Below are 16,543 nucleotides of genomic sequence, written 5' to 3' on the forward strand. Positions count from 1 at the left end.
GAGTTCTCGCCGGGTGACAAGCACTAATTTCAACTTTTTTATCACCCGGTTAATGTTTGCACAAAACCGGTTATTTATGCCTGTTTAATGCGCGCCGGCAGCTCTGCCAGGCTATTTAACACCCAATCTGCTGCTGCTTCACCTTCAGCGGTAACCGTTTTACCGCTGCGCACCAGTACGCGGGTGCCGACGCCAGCGGCCTGCCCTGCCAGCATATCTTCCAGCTTATCCCCTACCATATAAGAAGCGGCCATATCGATATTCAGCTCCTGCTGCGCAGATAGCAGCATTCCAGGCTGAGGTTTACGGCAGTCGCAGTTTTGACGATAAGCAGGCACGGTGGCATCCGGCAGGTGAGGACAATAGTAGATGCCGTCCAGGTCGATATCGCGGTCGGCCAGTGACCAGTCCATCCACTCCGTCAACTGCATAAAGGTATCTTCCGTAAACATCCCGCGGGCAATACCCGACTGGTTAGTGACCAGCACCAGCGCGTAGCCCATCTTTTTCAGCGCCTGCAGCGCTTCAATGGTGCCTTCTATAAACTGAAAATTGTCGATTTCATGAACATAACCGTGATCAATATTTAATGTGCCATCACGATCGAGAAAAATAGCCGGGACTGGGTTCGCCACGTAAATACTCCTGCTGCAATTAATAGTGCTAAGTATTGCATGATTGGGCATAGCGAGAGAATGGCAGATTGCATTACGTCGATTGATTTAGACGTCTGGATGCCTTACCATCCATTCAGCTTTCGTCCAGCTTCGCTGATCGAATATTGATACACCACGGATAACGTCAGACGATAATAATTAACTAATGATTAAACTCGAAAATATCACCAAAGTGTTCCAGCAGGGTTCACGCACAATACAGGCGCTCTCCGGCGTCAGCCTGCATGTGCCGGCGGGACAGATTTATGGCGTCATCGGTTCGTCAGGCGCGGGCAAGAGTACGCTGATCCGCTGCGTCAACCTGCTTGAGCGCCCTACATCCGGTCGTGTGCTGGTCGACGGACAGGATCTCACTGCACTCTCTTCCGGGCAGCTGACGCTGGCACGTCGCCAGATCGGCATGATTTTTCAGCACTTCAACCTGATGAACTCGCGTACGGTGGCCGGCAATGTGGCGCTGCCGCTGGAGCTGGGCAATCTGTCACGCGATCAGATCAAAGCGCGCGTTAGCGAGCTGCTGGAGCTGGTTGGCCTGAATGACAAGCATGACAGCTGGCCAGCTAATCTCTCTGGCGGGCAAAAACAGCGTGTGGCTATTGCGCGTGCGCTGGCCAGCAATCCCAAAGTACTGCTGTGCGACGAAGCCACCAGCGCGCTCGACCCGGCGACCACCCGTTCGATACTGGAGTTGCTGAAAGACATTAACCGCCGCCTCGGTATTACTATTCTGCTTATCACCCATGAGATGGATGTGGTTAAGCGCATCTGCGATCAGGTTGCTGTGATCAGTAACGGCGAGCTGATTGAAAAAGATAGCGTCAGCGAAGTTTTTTCTCATCCAAAAACGCCGCTGGCGCAGCAGTTTATTCAGTCGACGCTGCATCTGGATATTCCGGAAGATTATCAGGAGCGCATGCGCGCGCAGCCTGCCGCACAGGCTGTGCCCCTGCTGCGCCTGGAGTTTACCGGGAAATCTGTTGATGCGCCGCTGCTGTCAGAAGCTGCCCGCCGCTTTAATGTGAACAACAACATTATCAGTGCGCAGATGGATTATGCAGGCGGAGTCAAGTTCGGCATCATGCTGGCAGAAATGGATGGCAGTGAAACAGATACGCAGGCCGCGATAAGCTGGCTGAAAGAACATCATGTGAAAGTAGAGGTATTAGGTTATGTCTGAAGCGATGCTGTGGTTACTGACGCGCGGCGTCTGGGAAACGCTGATGATGACCTTTGTCTCTGGCTTTTTCGGGTTTGTTATTGGCCTGCCGGTCGGCGTACTGCTGTATGTTACACGCCCCGGTCAGATTCTGGCGAACAGCGCGCTTTACCGCGTGCTCTCTGCTATCGTCAATATCTTCCGATCGATCCCGTTCATTATATTGCTGGTATGGATGATTCCGTTTACCCGCGCAATTGTCGGCACCTCTATCGGCCTGCAGGCGGCGATTGTCCCGCTGACCGTTGGCGCCGCGCCGTTTATTGCCCGTATGGTTGAAAACGCCCTGCTGGAGCTGCCGACCGGCCTGATCGAAGCCTCCCGCGCGATGGGTGCCACGCCGCTGCAGATTGTCCGCAAGGTGTTGCTGCCGGAAGCGATGCCGGGCCTGGTTAACGCGGCCACCATTACGCTCATTACGCTGGTTGGCTATTCTGCTATGGGCGGTGCCGTGGGCGCGGGTGGTCTGGGCCAGATTGGCTATCAGTATGGCTATATCGGGTATAACGCTACCGTAATGAATACTGTACTGGTGCTGCTGGTCGTGCTGGTATATCTCATTCAGTTCTGCGGCGATCGCATTGTTCGCGCGGTGTCGCATAAATAAGCCAATAACATCAATACTTCTCTATTAAGGAAAGGATATGTCTTTCACATTTAAAAAGATTGCCGCAGCAGGTGCTCTGATTGGTGCTATTGCTCTGGCCGGATGCGATCAGCAGGCAAAAGATCCCAACCATATCAAAGTGGGCGTGATTGTCGGTGCTGAACAGCAGGTTGCTGAAACTGCCGTTAAAGTGGCTAAAGATAAATATAATCTCGACGTCGAGCTGGTGACATTTAACGATTACGTGTTACCTAATGAAGCGCTGAGCAAAGGGGATATTGACGTTAACGCTTTCCAGCATAAGCCCTATCTGGATCAGCAGATCAAAGATCGTGGCTACAAGCTGGTACCGGTTGGCAACACCTTTGTTTACCCGATTGCCGGCTACTCCAAAAAGATTAAGTCGCTGACCGAACTGCAGGATGGCGCGCAGATCGCCATCCCTAACGATCCAACCAACCTGGGCCGCTCCCTGCTGCTGCTGCAGAAAGCGGGACTGATTAAGCTGAAAGAGGGTGTTGGCCTGCTGCCAACGTCGCTGGATATTGTGGAAAATCCAAAGAACCTGAAGATTGTTGAACTGGAAGCGCCACAGCTGCCACGCTCGCTTGACGATCAGCAGATTGCACTCGCGGTTATCAACACAACGTATGCCAGCCAGATTGGTCTGACCCCGGCAAAAGATGGCATCTTTGTGGAAGATAAAGATTCCCCATACGTTAACCTGCTGGTGAGCCGTGAAGATAATAAAGACGCTGAGAACGTGAAGAAGTTTGTTGAAGCGTATCAGTCAGACGAAGTGGCTGAGTCTGCGAACAAAATCTTTAACGGTGGCGCGGTTAAAGGCTGGTAAGTTCACTTCTTTTCTCTCCTGAGGGCGGCGCTGGCCGCCCTTTCTATTTCTGCATGTGGCTGCTGACTTGTTATTTGCGGGCGTCCTTGTTTCAATAACGCCACTTTTATTACAGGAGGATGTTGCCATGCGTTTTTTACCGCTCTGCCTGTTGGCGTTGATGCTGACCGGGTGCGTTCGTGAATATCACCCGATAAGCAGCGCTCCGGCTCGTCCGCAGCAGTCATCCGCTCAGCCGCAGCGCAAGCCGGCCCCGCGCCCGGCTCCGGTGAAAATCTATACCGACGCAACCGATCTGGTCAGCAATCCTTTCCGCGATCTGGGTGAAGTGTCTGGCGAAGATTGCCAGAGCAGCACGCAGGATTCACCTCCGAATATCAATACTGCGCGTAAACGTCTGCAGATCAAAGCAGCAGGTATGAAGGCCAACGCCGTGCTGTTGCACAAATGTGAAATTGTGACCAGTACGCCAGGCTGCTACCGCCAGGCGATCTGTCAGGGCTCAGCGCTGAAAGTTTCCGGCCAATGAGTGAGTTTGCCGTTGCGCAGATTGGCGTGATCCGCTCCCCGTGGAAAGAGAAATTTGCCGTGCCGCGGCAGCCGGGCCTGGTTCAGGATGGCGGCGGTGAACTGCATCTGCAGGCCCCGTACAATCAGCCGGAAGCCGTACGCGGTCTGGAGGCGTTCAGCCACATCTGGATCCTGTTTATGTTTCATCAGACCATGGCCGGCGGCTGGCGCCCTACTGTCCGCCCGCCACGCCTCGGCGGCAACGCGCGAATGGGCGTCTTTGCAACGCGATCAACGTTTCGTCCTAACCCGGTAGGCATGTCACTGGTTGAGCTAAAAGGGATCCGCTGTGAAAAATCGCAGGTTATCCTGCAGCTCGGCAGCCTTGATCTGGTTGATGGCACACCGGTGATTGATATCAAGCCCTACCTGCCGTTTGCCGAAGCGCTGCCCGACGCGCGCGCCGGGTATGCTCAGGCTGCACCTGAAGCGACCATGCCGGTGCGTTTTTCAGCCGCCGCTCAGCAGCAGATTCAGCAGCAGGCGCATATTCCTCAGCTGCAGCGTTTTATTACCGAAGTTCTGGCCCAGGATCCGCGTCCCGCCTATCGCAAAGGTGAATCGCTGGATCGCGAATATGCCGCCTGGCTGCTCGATTTCAACGTGCGCTGGCGCATTGATGAAGCGGGTACTGAGGTCATTGCCGTGGATCCACGCTAAAACAGGCTTTTGAGCGCTGTTTCTCGCTGGTACACTAACGGCCAGTAACGGTCTGCTCTTCTTCTTCCATATAACTGGAATCATAATTAATGCGTACTACTCAATATCTGCTCTCCACGCTTAAGGAGACGCCTTCCGATGCAGAAGTGATCAGCCATCAGCTGATGCTGCGTGCCGGGATGATCCGCAAACTGGCTTCCGGACTCTATACCTGGCTGCCGACCGGGGTTCGCGTGCTGCGAAAAGTTGAAAACATCGTGCGCGAAGAGATGAACAACGCCGGCGCAATTGAAATCTCTATGCCGGTGGTTCAGCCGGCCGACCTGTGGGAAGAGAGCGGGCGGTGGGAGCAGTATGGCCCGGAGCTGCTGCGCATTAAAGATCGTCACGAACGTCCGTTTGTGCTCGGTCCGACGCATGAAGAGGTCATTACCGATCTGATCCGCAACGAGCTGAGCTCTTATAAGCAGCTGCCGCTTAATCTGTATCAGATTCAGACCAAGTTCCGCGATGAAGTGCGCCCGCGGTTTGGCGTGATGCGTTCGCGTGAGTTCATCATGAAAGACGCCTACTCCTTCCATACCTCGCAGGCGTCGCTGCAGGAAACCTACGATGCGATGTATCGCGCCTACAGTCAGAGCTTTACCCGCATGGGTCTCGATTTCCGCGCGGTGCAGGCTGACACCGGCTCTATCGGCGGCAGCGGTTCACATGAATTCCAGGTGCTGGCGCAGAGCGGTGAAGATGATGTGATCTTCTCCAGCGAGTCAGACTACGCCGCAAACATTGAGAAAGCTGAAGCGCTGGCTCCGGCTGGCGAGCGTCCGGCGGCAACACAGCCGATGACACAGTTTGCCACGCCACATGCCAAAACCATCGCGGAGCTGGTTGAGCAGCATCAGATCCCGGTTGAAAAAACGGTTAAGACGCTGATTGTGAAGGCGAGTGAAGAGAGCGGCCATCAGCTGGTTGCTCTGCTGGTGCGTGGCGATCATGAGCTGAACGAGATCAAAGCTGAACATCTTGATATCGTCGCTTCGCCGCTGGAAATGGGCAATGAAGAGGCGATCCGTGCCGTAACGGGTGCAGGCTTTGGTTCTATCGGTCCGGTCGGTCTGACCATCCCGGTCATTGCGGACCGTACCGTGGCAAAAATGAGTGATTTCTCCGCCGGTGCCAACATCGACGGTCAGCACTTTGCCGGCATTAACTGGGGCCGCGATCTGCCGGAAGCGCGGGTTGAAGATATCCGCAATGTGGTCGAGGGCGATCCAAGCCCGGATGGTAAAGGCGTACTGCAGATCAAGCGCGGTATCGAGGTGGGTCACATTTTCCAGCTCGGCACCAAATACTCCGATGCGATGAAAGCAGCCGTACAGGGCGAAGATGGCCGCAACCAGATTATGACCATGGGCTGCTACGGTATCGGTATTACCCGCGTGGTGGCTGCCGCAATTGAGCAGAACCATGACGAGCGCGGCATTATCTGGCCTGCGGCGCTGGCACCGTTTGAAGTCGCAATTCTGCCAATGAATATGCATAAATCTTTCCGGGTTCAGCAGCTGGCAGAATCGCTCTACAGCGAACTGCGCGCCAGAGGCATCGACGTTATCCTCGACGATCGTAAAGAGCGTCCGGGCGTGATGTTTGCTGATATGGAGCTGATTGGCGTGCCGCACACCATCGTGATTGGCGATCGCAATCTCGACAACGAAGAGATTGAGTACAAATCCCGCTCCGCAAGCGAGAAGCAGATGATCAGCCAGCATGAGATCGTCAGCTTCCTGGCCAGCGCGCTGAATAAGTAATGGCAAACGCCTCCTGCGGGAGGCGTTTTTTATCGCACTTTGCCACGCATCGCTTTTACGCTGCTGCGCCGCGATTTCCCCTCCAGCCGCCGTTCTTTTGACGCGCGCGTGGGCCGCGTCGCGCGACGCGCTTTCTCCACCGTGGTTAACTCGCGGATCAGATTGATCAGGCGCTGCAGCGCGGCCTCACGATTCATCTCCTGACTGCGATACTCCTGCGCTTTAATAATGACCACGCCTTCTGCCGTAATCAGGTGATGACTGGCAGCGAGCAGCCGCGTTTTATAAAACTCCGGCAGCGAAGATGCGCGGACATCAAACCGCAGATGAATAGCCGTCGAGGTTTTATTCACGTGCTGCCCCCCTGCCCCCTGAGCGCGGATAGCCGTCAGCTCTATTTCACTCTCCGGGATCTCAACCGTGCGCGACAGCATAATCATCTGTCACCTGCCGGTTCATACGGCGTTCTGTACTGAATTTTCCTGTTCATCAACTTAACCTTTTGTGCGCAAGCCAGCGTCCGGCAGGCCGTGCCAGCCGCTGTTCTGCTGCTTTTCTATCTCTGTTTCCCCGCTTGCCCTGGCTGATTTCCGGGAAACCCCTGTGTTATAGTCGCCAGGCAACCAGGGTATTTATGCTCTGCTGAGGAGGTGCATGTGCAAACGTATTGTGAGTTAGTTCGCCAGAAATATGCTGAAATCGGCAGCGGTGAGCCGGGATATGTGCCCGACGCGCTGATGCGCGCGCTGAATGCACTCAATGATATCGCCGCTCATTCCGCGCTAAACTCTTCTGTCAGGGATCAGGCAGCCTCGGCTGCTGCAAACTTAATGGTGAGCGACTATGTTGACAAATGAAGCTTATAAACCCATCAATTGCGATGACTACGACAACCTGGAACTCGCCTGCACCCGACACTGGATGCTGTCACTGCAGCTGAAAAATGGCGACCAGCTGAAGGCGAAAGCGCGGGATATGGTTTCGCGCAAAAACGTCGAATATCTTGCGGTTGACCTCTCCGGTGAAACCCGCGAGCTGCGTCTCGATCACATTGCCAGCTTCAGCCATCCTGAACTCGGCACCGTGGTGGTCAGCGAAGACGAGTAGTCTCGCAGCGGGCGGACCCTCTCCGCCCGCGTTCCTTACGGCTTAAGTCCGCTATAGTAAGCCGCTAAATCCTCAATATCGGTATCGCTTAGTCCCGCCACAAACGCTTTCATCACCTCTGCCTGACCGCCGCTGCGCTCACCTTTCTGATAGGCGTGCAACGCATGCGCCAGATAAGGCGCCTGCTGCCCGGCCAGATGAGGATAGAGGGGTATCGCGCTTTTGCCCTCTGCACCGTGACACGCCATACAGCGGGCTGCTTTTTCTGCGCCCGCGGCCGCATCGCCTTCTGCCCATAGCGGCAGCGATACAAAACATAGCACAGCCGTCAGCCAGTGCCTCATGATACCTTCTCCCTGTCAGGCTGATGCCAGATCGCCTGCCAGCCCCGATCGCTGCAGGCAGCGCCTTCATGGGTAACAAACAGGCCCGGCGCGCAAATCAGCGTATGGTTATAGTAGATCAGTGGAATACGCTCCCGCTGCCAGGGCGGGATCGCCAGCTCCTGCCACAGTTTTTTCATTTCGCGTCCGCCCGCCCGTCCCAGCAGATGATAGTAGCCGCGTGCCTGAAAGCGAACGTAAACCGTTTCATCCGCCGCAGGCAGACGCAGCTCCGCGCGTGAGAAGTCAGCCAGCAGCTGACCCACTCCGCCGGGCAGCACCAGCGATCGGGTAAGCTGCGGCCAGCAGCATGCCTGGTCACGCAGCGACGGCTGCGGCGGCAACCAGTAGAGCGCATCGCGATAGCGGCGCAGCGTAAAATTTCCCAGCTGCAGCGCCGGCTGTGCATCAGTCCGGCTCGCGATAACCTCAGTACTGATGCGCTGCAGCGCTGCACGTGACGGCATCGCCCCGCCCTGCCCGGCGATCCAGCGGCGCAGCAGCGCGTTACGCCGCGCTTCGCTCATGCTCTGCAACGGCGGAAAATGCAGTGCGCCCTGTGGCGTAAGCAGCTGGCTCAGCTCCTGCTGCAGCAGCTCATCCAGCAGCTGCTCCTGCTCTGCGCAGAGCGCAGCGCTGCGGGCGCTGGCAGCGCTGAAGTGCGGCCAGCGCTGATGCAGCAGCGGCATAATCTGCTGACGCAAAAAGTTGCGGTCGTAGCGGCTGTCGTCATTGCTCTCATCCTCAATCCAGCTGAGCTGGTGCTCAGCCGCCCACTGCTCCAGCTGCTCACGGCTAAGGCTGAGCAGCGGACGCAGATGTTCATGCCCCTGCACTGTGCGCCGCGACGGCATTGCCGCCAGCCCCGCCGGGCCGCTGCCGCGCTTTAGCGCCAGCAGCAGCGTTTCACACTGATCGTCCAGATGCTGCGCGGTGAGCAGCTGTTCATCCGGCTGCAGCCGGGCGAACAGCGCCTGATAGCGCTCTCTGCGCGCCGACGCCTCCACGCCTCCTGCCCTGGCATCAACCGTTACCGGCAATACGTCGCAGGCGATATGCCAGCGCTGGCACTGCTGCCGGCAGTGTGCGGCCCATCGGTCGGCGTGCGGACTCAGGCCGTGATGCACGTGCAGCGCCCGCACGCTCAGCTGCGAATGCTGCTGCTGCCAGCAGACCAGCTGATGCAGCAGCACGGTGGAGTCGAGCCCGCCGCTGAATGCCACCACGTAGCGACCGGCGGGATCCAGCAGCGCAGCAAGGTGGGAAAAAGACATAGTGCCGTTCCATCTGATGATGCCGCCTGATTGCGGCATTCTGCGGCGGCTATTTTACGCCTGATAAAGCTCCAGCGGCAAACCATCCGGATCGGTAAAAAAGGTGCAGGCTTTACCGGTCAGCGCATCGATACGCACCGGTTCGCAGATCACGCCTTTTTCTGCCAGCGCCGCAACCGACTGCGCCACATCCTCTACGCAAAATGCCAGATGGCGCAGGCCGCAGGCTTCAGGTGCGGTTACGCGCGGCGGCGGGGAGGGAAATGAGAACAGCTCAATGGTATAGACGCCATGCAGGCCGAGGTCGCCTTTCCATGAATCCCGCTCAGCGCGGTAGTACTCACCCAGCAGGGAGAAGCCCAGCACATCGCAGTAGAACGCTTTGCTGCGCGGATAGTCAGTGGCAATAATCGCAATGTGGTGAATCTGTTTGATCTGTAGCATAGCGGCTCCGAAAAAAAATCTGAGCCGCCAAGCCTACGTGCCGGACGTCAGCGTGACCAGAGGCATTTATCCGAAGTCAGGACTGCGGCGCGTCGCGCAGTACCCGCACCAGATAGCGCCCATCCTCTGTCAGCGTGGTGCCGTGAATATCGGTTTCAAAGCCAGGGTAGTGGCGCCCGATGGTGCAGAGCATCAGCAGAAAGTCGAGCACGGCCCGGCTCTGTTCTGTGATCATCTCACCGGGCATTACCAGCGGCACGCCTGGCGGATAGGGCAAGATCATATTGGCGGAGGTACGCCCTACCAGCTCGCGGATATCCACGGTTTCAACCTCACCTTTGACCTGATGCTGGAACGCCTGATGCGGCGTCATTTTCATTTCAGGCAGGACATCAAAGGCTTTCAGCATCAGCCGCGGCAGATCGTGCTGCAGGATCAGCTGGTGGATCCCCTGCGCCAGCGTCTGGATCCGCATATTGCGATAGAAATCGGGATCCTCCGCATAGAGATCCGGCAGCATATTTTTCACGCGCAGATTAAGATCGTAGGCGCGTTTAAACTCGGTCAGACCGCGCAGCAGGCTCATGGCGCGGGTTTTATCGATCCCGATACTGAACAGAAACAGCAGGTTATAAGGCCCGGTTTTCTCTACCACCACGCCGCGCTGATCGAGAAATTTCGCCACCAGCGCCGCCGGGATCCCCTCTTCCGCCATCGCGCCCAGTTCGCTCATGCCGGGCGTCAGGATCGTGACTTTAATGGGATCGAGATACATATGATCGCGATCGGCCTGCTGAAAGCCGTGCCATGCCTCTTCTCCCGGCTGGATCGGCCAGCACTCAGCCTCATCCACCTGCTCTGGCTGCCAGATATCAAAAAACCAGCCATCAGACTCTTCACGCAGCCGCTGGATCTCGCGCCGGAAGTGCAGCGCGCGCTCAACCGAACGGTTAATTAGCCGCTTACCCGGATTGCCGCGCAGCATCGCCGCAGCGGTTTCAATCGATGACACAATGCCGTAGCTCGGCGAGGTAGTGGTGTGCATCATATAGGCTTCGTTAAACGTATCGTGGTCGTAGTCGCCTTTGATATGAATCAGTGAAGCCTGGGAAAACGCGGCCAGCAGCTTATGGGTGGATTGCGTTTCATAGATCACCTTGCCCGGGATCCGTTCACCGCTCATGCCGCTTTTTCCGCTGTAGATGGGATGAAAATTGGTATAAGGCACCCAGGCGGAATCGAAGTGGATCGACGGCACATCCAGCGTCTGCTTGATATATTCCGTGTTGTAGAGCAATCCGTCGTACGTTGAATTGGTGATCACCGCATGGACCGGCCAGCTGGCGCGCGGCGTGCTATCCACTTTGCTCTGAATAGCCTCCCGGGTAAATTCACGCTGCGGAATACCGCCCAGAATGCCCAGCGCATTACGCGTTGGCTTGAGCCAGACGGGCACGATGTCGCTCATCATCAGCAGATGGGTCAGCGATTTGTGACAGTTGCGGTCAATCAGTACCGTACTGCCTGCCGGGGCGGCATACATACCGACAATTTTGTTTGAGGTTGAGGTGCCGTTGGTCACCATATAGCTCTGCTCTGCCCCAAAGGTACGGGCAATATACTCTTCGGCGTCGAGATGCGGGCCGGTATGATCGAGCAGCGAACCCAGTTCGGTGACGGAGATAGAGACATCCGCTTTAAGCGTGTTAGCGCCGAAAAAGTCATAAAACAGGCTGCCGACCGGGCTTTTCTGAAAGGCGGTACCGCCCATATGGCCTGGCGTACAGAAGGTGTATTTACCCTCTTTAACATAGGTAAACAGCGCTTTGGTCAGCGGGGGTAAAATTTTATCGATGTACTCATCGGTATACTGGCGGATATGCAGCGCGATATCGTCTGCGGTGCTGAGCGCATATTCAAAAAACTGCAGCGCCATGCGCATTTCATTAACGCTGACGTCCATCTGCGAATGGGTGTTGATAAAGGCGTAGAGCGGCAGCGACTCATTGAGCTGGTTGATGTCGCTGCAGAGCGCCATGCTGTACTCATCCCAGTCAAATACGACGCCGCATACGCGCGGGTTGTGCTCAATCAGCTTCAGCAGGTCGCTGGCATTGCTGGGATAAACGGTGTGAAAGCCCTGCAGTTTCAGCGCGGCATCCAGTTCGCGAATTGGTTCATCTTTGTAGAACGCGCCGTGCGGTCCCATGATCGCAATAATATTCAATGCTCACCTCCTGTGGTCTTGTGGCACAGAGTAAGGATAGCGAAAAGTGGCCGGAGAATGTTCCGGAATAGCGCCGTTGCTGGCCTGATGTTTTCAGCGATGCATTTCGGTCGCCATAAATGGCGCCCCTGGGGGATCGCTGCCGCCATAAATGGCGGTCCTGCAGGGAACTCAGGCCCGATCGTGGAAAACAGGCATAAAAAAAGCGGACCGGAGTCCGCTTTTTTGCTGCAGAGCTTACCTTACGCGTAACCGTAGTTCATCAGGCGCTGATAGCGGCGATCGAGCAGCTCTTCCGTGCTCAGCCCGTCGAGATCGGCCAGATCGGCCAGCAGCTGCTGCTTCAGAGAAGCGGCCATATCAACCGGACGACGATGCGCGCCACCCAGCGGCTCAGGAATGATCGAGTCGATCAGCTTCAGCTCCTGCAGACGCCCGGCGGTGATGCCCATCGCTTCTGCCGCCAGCGGCGCTTTATCTGCGCTTTTCCACAGAATTGACGCACAGCCTTCCGGTGAGATCACCGAGTAGGTGCTGTACTGCAGCATGTTCACTTTGTCGCCCACGCCAATCGCCAGCGCGCCACCAGAGCCGCCCTCGCCAATCACGGTGCAGATCACCGGAATTTTCAGACCAGACATCTCACGCAGGTTACGGGCAATCGCTTCAGACTGACCGCGCTCTTCCGCGCCCACGCCCGGATAAGCACCCGGCGTGTCGATAAAGGTGATAAGTGGCATCTTAAAACGCTCTGCCATCTCCATCAGACGCAGCGCTTTACGATAGCCTTCTGGTGCAGGCATACCGAAGTTACGGCGAATTTTCTCTTTGGTTTCACGCCCTTTCTGATGACCAATGATCATCACCGGACGGCCATCCAGACGTGCGATACCACCCACAATCGCTTTGTCGTCAGCATAGGCGCGATCGCCTGCCAGCTCGTCAAAGTCGTCAAATGCGTTGCGCACGTAGTCCAGCGTATAGGGACGCAGCGGATGACGCGCCAGCTGCGCGACCTGCCATGCACCTAAATCGGAGAAGATTTTACGGGTCAGTTCAACGCTTTTCTCGCGAAGGCGCTGAATCTCTTCATCCAGATTAATATCGTGTTTCTCATCTGAACGGCCAATCGATTTAAGCGAATCGATCTTCGCTTCGAGTTCGGCGATCGGCTGTTCAAAATCCAGGTAATTAAGACTCATAATGTTCCTGTTTTAGTCAAACTCCAGTTCCACCTGCTCCGATCCTACTAACGACCGCAGGTCGTTAAGTAAACGATCGCTGGGCGAAATACGCCACGCTGCACCAAAGCGCAGCTTCGCCCGCGCATCTGCTCTCTGATAATAGAGATGTACCGGAATGGTCCCGGAACGATGAGGTTCCAGAGACTGGCGGAGACGGTTTAAAAGCTGGTCATCAATTTGCCTGTCCGTCAGCGAGATAGCAAGTCCGCGCGCATATTTTTCCCGCGCTTCATCGATATCCATCACTTCCCTGGCGGTCATTTTAAGCCCGCCGCTGAAGTCATCAAAGCTGACCTGTCCGCTGACGATCAGGATACGGTCTTTCTCCAGCAGCTGCTGGTACTTATCTAACGCATCGGTAAATAGCATGACTTCCAGACGACCGGAGCGATCGTCCAGAGTACAAATACCAATTCGGTTGCCGCGCTTGGTCACCATCACGCGGGCGGCAATCACCAGCCCCGCAGCGATGGTGACCTTGCCACGTTCAGTAGGATGCATATCTTTCAGCCGCATCCCGCCGACGTAGCGCTCAATCTCTTTCAGATACTGATTAATCGGATGCCCGGTAAGATAGAGCCCCAGCGTTTCACGCTCGCCATCCAGCTGCACCTGCTCTGGCCACGGCGTAATTGACGCATACGATTTTTCGACCTGCTCCGGCTCTTCAGCCAGCACGCCAAACATATCTGCCTGCCCCGTCGCTTCTGCTTTAGCATGCTGGTCAGCGGCTTTCAGGGCATCGCTCAGGGCGCTCATCAGCGCCGCGCGATGGGGCCCGAGCCGGTCAAACGCGCCGGACATGATCAGCTTCTCCATCACCCGGCGGTTAATTTTGCGCGTATCGGTACGCGCGCAGAGATCGAACAGCTCTTTAAAATAGCCGCCCTGATTACGCGCTTCGAGAATCGCTTCAATCGGGCCTTCACCGACGCCTTTGATCGCGCCGATGCCGTAGACAATTTCACCGTCGTCGTTAACGTGGAACGGATAGAGGCCGGCATTGATATCCGGCGGCAGCACTTTCAGACCCATGCGCCAGCACTCATCCACCAGCCCGACCACTTTCTCGGTGTTATCCATATCGGCGGTCATGACCGCAGCCATAAACTCAGCCGGATAGTGTGCTTTCAGCCACAGCGTCTGATAGGAGACCAGCGCATAGGCTGCAGAGTGCGATTTGTTAAAACCATAGCCGGCGAACTTCTCTACCAGGTCGAAGATTTTCATCGACAGCTCGCCGTTGATACCCATGCTTTCAGCGCCCTCTTTGAACACTGAACGCTGCTTCGCCATCTCTTCCGGTTTCTTTTTACCCATCGCACGACGCAGCATATCAGCGCCGCCCAGCGTATAACCCGCCAGCACCTGTGCGATCTGCATCACCTGCTCCTGATAGAGAATGATGCCGTAGGTAGGCTCCAGTACCGGCTTCAGACTCTCATGCTGCCACTGGATGTCAGGATAGGAGAGTTCTTCGCGGCCATGCTTACGGTCGATAAAGTTATCCACCATGCCGGACTGCAGCGGGCCGGGACGAAACAGCGCCACCAGGGCGATCATATCTTCAAAGCAGTCAGGCTTCAGTCGCTTGATCAGATCTTTCATGCCGCGCGATTCAAGCTGGAACACCGCGGTGGTCTCTGAGCGCTGCAGCATATCGAAGCTTTTTTTATCATCAAGCGGAATAGCCGCAATGTCGATCGGCGGCAGCCCCTGCTTTTCACGGCGCGGGTTGATCATCTTCAGCGCCCAGTCGATGATGGTCAGCGTACGCAGGCCGAGGAAGTCAAACTTCACCAGTCCGGCATACTCCACATCATTTTTATCAAACTGGGTGACGGGGAACTGGCCGTTTTCATCGCAGTAAAGCGGGGCAAAATCGGTGATTTTGGTCGGCGCAATGACCACGCCGCCAGCGTGCTTGCCGGCGTTTCGCGTGACACCTTCCAGCTTGCGCGCCATGTCGATCAGCGCCCTGACCTCTTCATCGGCGTCATAGATCTCAGGCAGCTGCGGTTCAGCCTGAAACGCTTTTTCCAGCGTCATGCCCGGATCGGGTGGCACCAGCTTGGAGATGCGATCGACAAAGCCATAAGGATGGCCCAGCACGCGCCCTACATCGCGGATCACCGCTTTCGCCGCCATGGTACCGAAGGTGATAATCTGCGAAACCGCTTCACGGCCATACATCTCGGCAACGTGATCGATCACCTGATCGCGCTTCTCCATGCAGAAGTCGACGTCAAAGTCGGGCATGGAGACACGTTCCGGATTCAGGAAGCGTTCAAACAGCAGGTCAAATTCCAGCGGATCGAGGTCGGTGATCTTCAGCGCATAGGCCACCAGTGAACCGGCACCGGAACCGCGTCCGGGTCCGACCGGGATCCCGTTATCTTTTGACCACTGGATAAACTCCATCACGATCAGGAAGTAGCCCGGGAACCCCATCTGGTTGATAACGTTGAGCTCAATCTCCAGACGCTCATCGTAGGCCGGGCGCTTCTGCGCACGCAGCTCTTCATCCGGAAAGAGAAACGCCAGGCGCTCTTCAAGCCCCTCGCGTGATTTCACCACCAGAAACTCTTCGGTGGTCATCTCGCCGGTCGGGAACTGCGGCAGAAAATATTCGCCGAGGCGGACGGTGACGTTACAGCGCTTAGCAATCTCTACGCTGTTTTCCAGCGCTTCCGGGATGTCCGAAAACAGCTCGCACATCTCCTCTTCGCTGCGCATATATTGCTGAGGACTGTAGTGGCGCGGACGTTTCGGATCGTCCAGCGTATAACCGTCGTGGATCGCCACGCGGATCTCATGCGCATCGAAGTCCTCTTCATTGATGAAGCAGACTTCATTGGTTGCCACTACCGGTATCCCTTCCGCTATCGCCAGCTCAACGGCGGCATGCAGATAGCTCTCCTCATCGGCACGTCCGGTGCGGAGCAGCTCAAGGTAGTAACGGTCGGGAAAGTGCTGCTGATAAAAGCTCAGACACTGCGCCACCAGCGCGTTATTGCCGCGCAGCAGGCTGCGTCCGACATCGCCGCGTCGTCCGCCCGACAGGACAATCAGCCCTTCGCCCAGCTCAATCAGCCAGTCGCGATCGAGGATAGGCCCGGCAATGCCGTAGCCGCGCTGATAGGCGCGCGAAATCAGCAGTGTCAGATTCTGATAGCCGGTGTTATTCGCCGCGAGCAGCGTAAGCTGCGTAAGCTCATCGCCCATCAGCTCGCTGGCGACCTGGAAATCAGCGCCGATAATCGGCTTAACGCCGGCACCGTGGGCGCTGCCATAGAAGCGCACCAGGCCGCAGAGGTTGGTATAATCCGTAATCGCTATTGCCGGCATCCCCAGCGCCGCGGCTTTTTTCACCAGCGGACCGGTCTTCGCCAGGCCATCGACCATGGAGTAGTCGCTGTGCACGCGCAGATGTATAAAACGAGGTTCAGCCATATCGGTTTCCGGTTAAAACA

The 16,543-nt window shown here is 56.4% G+C and carries 16 protein-coding genes; 8 read left to right on the plus strand and 8 right to left on the minus strand.

All coding sequences use genetic code 11. The annotated features are described in order from the left end of the window. Positions 1-74: 74 nt before the first annotated feature. Positions 75-635, minus strand: a complete 561-nt coding sequence (gene gmhB / locus B4056_RS12105; RefSeq protein WP_113655009.1) for a D-glycero-beta-D-manno-heptose 1,7-bisphosphate 7-phosphatase — start codon at positions 633-635, stop codon at positions 75-77. Between the two features lie 187 nt (positions 636-822). On the opposite strand from gmhB, the gene metN reads away from it, so the two are divergent. The 6 genes from metN to proS all read left to right on the plus strand — a co-directional run bounded on the left by metN (position 823) and on the right by proS (position 6,391). Then, on the plus strand, positions 823-1,854 hold the full coding sequence (gene metN, locus B4056_RS12110) for a methionine ABC transporter ATP-binding protein MetN (protein WP_071669040.1): 1,032 nt from the start codon (positions 823-825) through the stop codon (positions 1,852-1,854). Beyond that, the gene (locus B4056_RS12115) at positions 1,847-2,500 is read left to right on the plus strand and encodes a methionine ABC transporter permease MetI (RefSeq protein ID WP_039382787.1); all 654 of its coding nucleotides are present in this window, start codon (positions 1,847-1,849) and stop codon (positions 2,498-2,500) included. Before metN ends, B4056_RS12115 begins: the two co-directional genes overlap by 8 nt. A 37-nt stretch (positions 2,501-2,537) precedes the next feature. After that, entirely contained in the window at positions 2,538-3,353 is an 816-nt protein-coding gene (locus tag B4056_RS12120) for a MetQ/NlpA family lipoprotein (RefSeq protein WP_065650069.1), read from the plus strand. A 127-nt stretch (positions 3,354-3,480) separates the two neighbouring features. Continuing rightward, a complete protein-coding gene (rcsF, locus tag B4056_RS12125; RefSeq protein WP_039382781.1) occupies positions 3,481-3,882 on the plus strand; it encodes an Rcs stress response system protein RcsF in 402 nt (133 codons plus the stop codon). Beyond that, the gene (tsaA, locus tag B4056_RS12130; protein WP_071669041.1) at positions 3,879-4,583 is read left to right on the plus strand and encodes a tRNA (N6-threonylcarbamoyladenosine(37)-N6)-methyltransferase TrmO; all 705 of its coding nucleotides are present in this window, start codon (positions 3,879-3,881) and stop codon (positions 4,581-4,583) included. The genes rcsF and tsaA overlap by 4 nt, the downstream gene beginning before the upstream one ends. 89 nt (positions 4,584-4,672) lie before the next feature. After that, entirely contained in the window at positions 4,673-6,391 is a 1,719-nt protein-coding gene (gene proS / locus B4056_RS12135) for a proline--tRNA ligase (RefSeq protein ID WP_071669042.1), read from the plus strand. 29 nt (positions 6,392-6,420) lie between these two features. Here the strand turns inward: proS and arfB are convergent, their stop codons facing one another. Further along, on the minus strand, positions 6,421-6,831 hold the full coding sequence (arfB, locus tag B4056_RS12140; protein ID WP_039382771.1) for an alternative ribosome rescue aminoacyl-tRNA hydrolase ArfB: 411 nt from the start codon (positions 6,829-6,831) through the stop codon (positions 6,421-6,423). A gap of 216 nt (positions 6,832-7,047) precedes the next feature. Here arfB and B4056_RS12145 point away from each other — a divergent pair, with 216 nt between their 5' ends. Both B4056_RS12145 and rof read left to right on the plus strand, forming a co-directional pair. Next, positions 7,048-7,248, plus strand: coding sequence for a YaeP family protein (locus B4056_RS12145; protein ID WP_094111877.1), 201 nt, complete (start codon positions 7,048-7,050; stop codon positions 7,246-7,248). Further along, complete coding sequence (rof, locus tag B4056_RS12150) at positions 7,235-7,498, plus strand: Rho-binding antiterminator (protein ID WP_039382769.1); 264 nt, start codon at positions 7,235-7,237, stop codon at positions 7,496-7,498. The genes B4056_RS12145 and rof overlap by 14 nt, the downstream gene beginning before the upstream one ends. A gap of 35 nt (positions 7,499-7,533) precedes the next feature. Here rof and B4056_RS12155 read toward each other — a convergent pair whose 3' ends face one another. The 6 genes from B4056_RS12155 to dnaE all read right to left on the minus strand — a co-directional run bounded on the left by B4056_RS12155 (position 7,534) and on the right by dnaE (position 16,523). Beyond that, on the minus strand, positions 7,534-7,842 hold the full coding sequence (locus B4056_RS12155) for a c-type cytochrome (RefSeq protein WP_071669045.1): 309 nt from the start codon (positions 7,840-7,842) through the stop codon (positions 7,534-7,536). Further along, positions 7,839-9,155, minus strand: a complete 1,317-nt coding sequence (tilS, locus tag B4056_RS12160) for a tRNA lysidine(34) synthetase TilS (protein ID WP_113655008.1) — start codon at positions 9,153-9,155, stop codon at positions 7,839-7,841. Before tilS ends, B4056_RS12155 begins: the two co-directional genes overlap by 4 nt. A gap of 54 nt (positions 9,156-9,209) precedes the next feature. Further along, entirely contained in the window at positions 9,210-9,599 is a 390-nt protein-coding gene (locus B4056_RS12165) for a VOC family protein (RefSeq protein WP_039382762.1), read from the minus strand. Between the two features lie 76 nt (positions 9,600-9,675). Next, positions 9,676-11,826: a lysine decarboxylase LdcC gene (locus B4056_RS12170; RefSeq protein WP_094111879.1), complete on the minus strand. Its 2,151-nt coding sequence runs from the start codon at positions 11,824-11,826 to the stop codon at positions 9,676-9,678. 242 nt (positions 11,827-12,068) lie between these two features. Further along, on the minus strand, positions 12,069-13,028 hold the full coding sequence (gene accA, locus B4056_RS12175; RefSeq protein ID WP_039382756.1) for an acetyl-CoA carboxylase carboxyl transferase subunit alpha: 960 nt from the start codon (positions 13,026-13,028) through the stop codon (positions 12,069-12,071). 12 nt (positions 13,029-13,040) lie between these two features. Next, positions 13,041-16,523 (minus strand): DNA polymerase III subunit alpha, encoded by a 3,483-nt coding sequence (gene dnaE, locus B4056_RS12180; RefSeq protein WP_071669047.1) that lies wholly within the window; start codon positions 16,521-16,523, stop codon positions 13,041-13,043. Between the last annotated feature and the right edge of the window lie 20 nt (positions 16,524-16,543).

This window comes from Pantoea sp. UBA7232 (assembly GCF_002473195.1).
Lineage (GTDB): Bacteria > Pseudomonadota > Gammaproteobacteria > Enterobacterales > Enterobacteriaceae > Pantoea > Pantoea eucrina.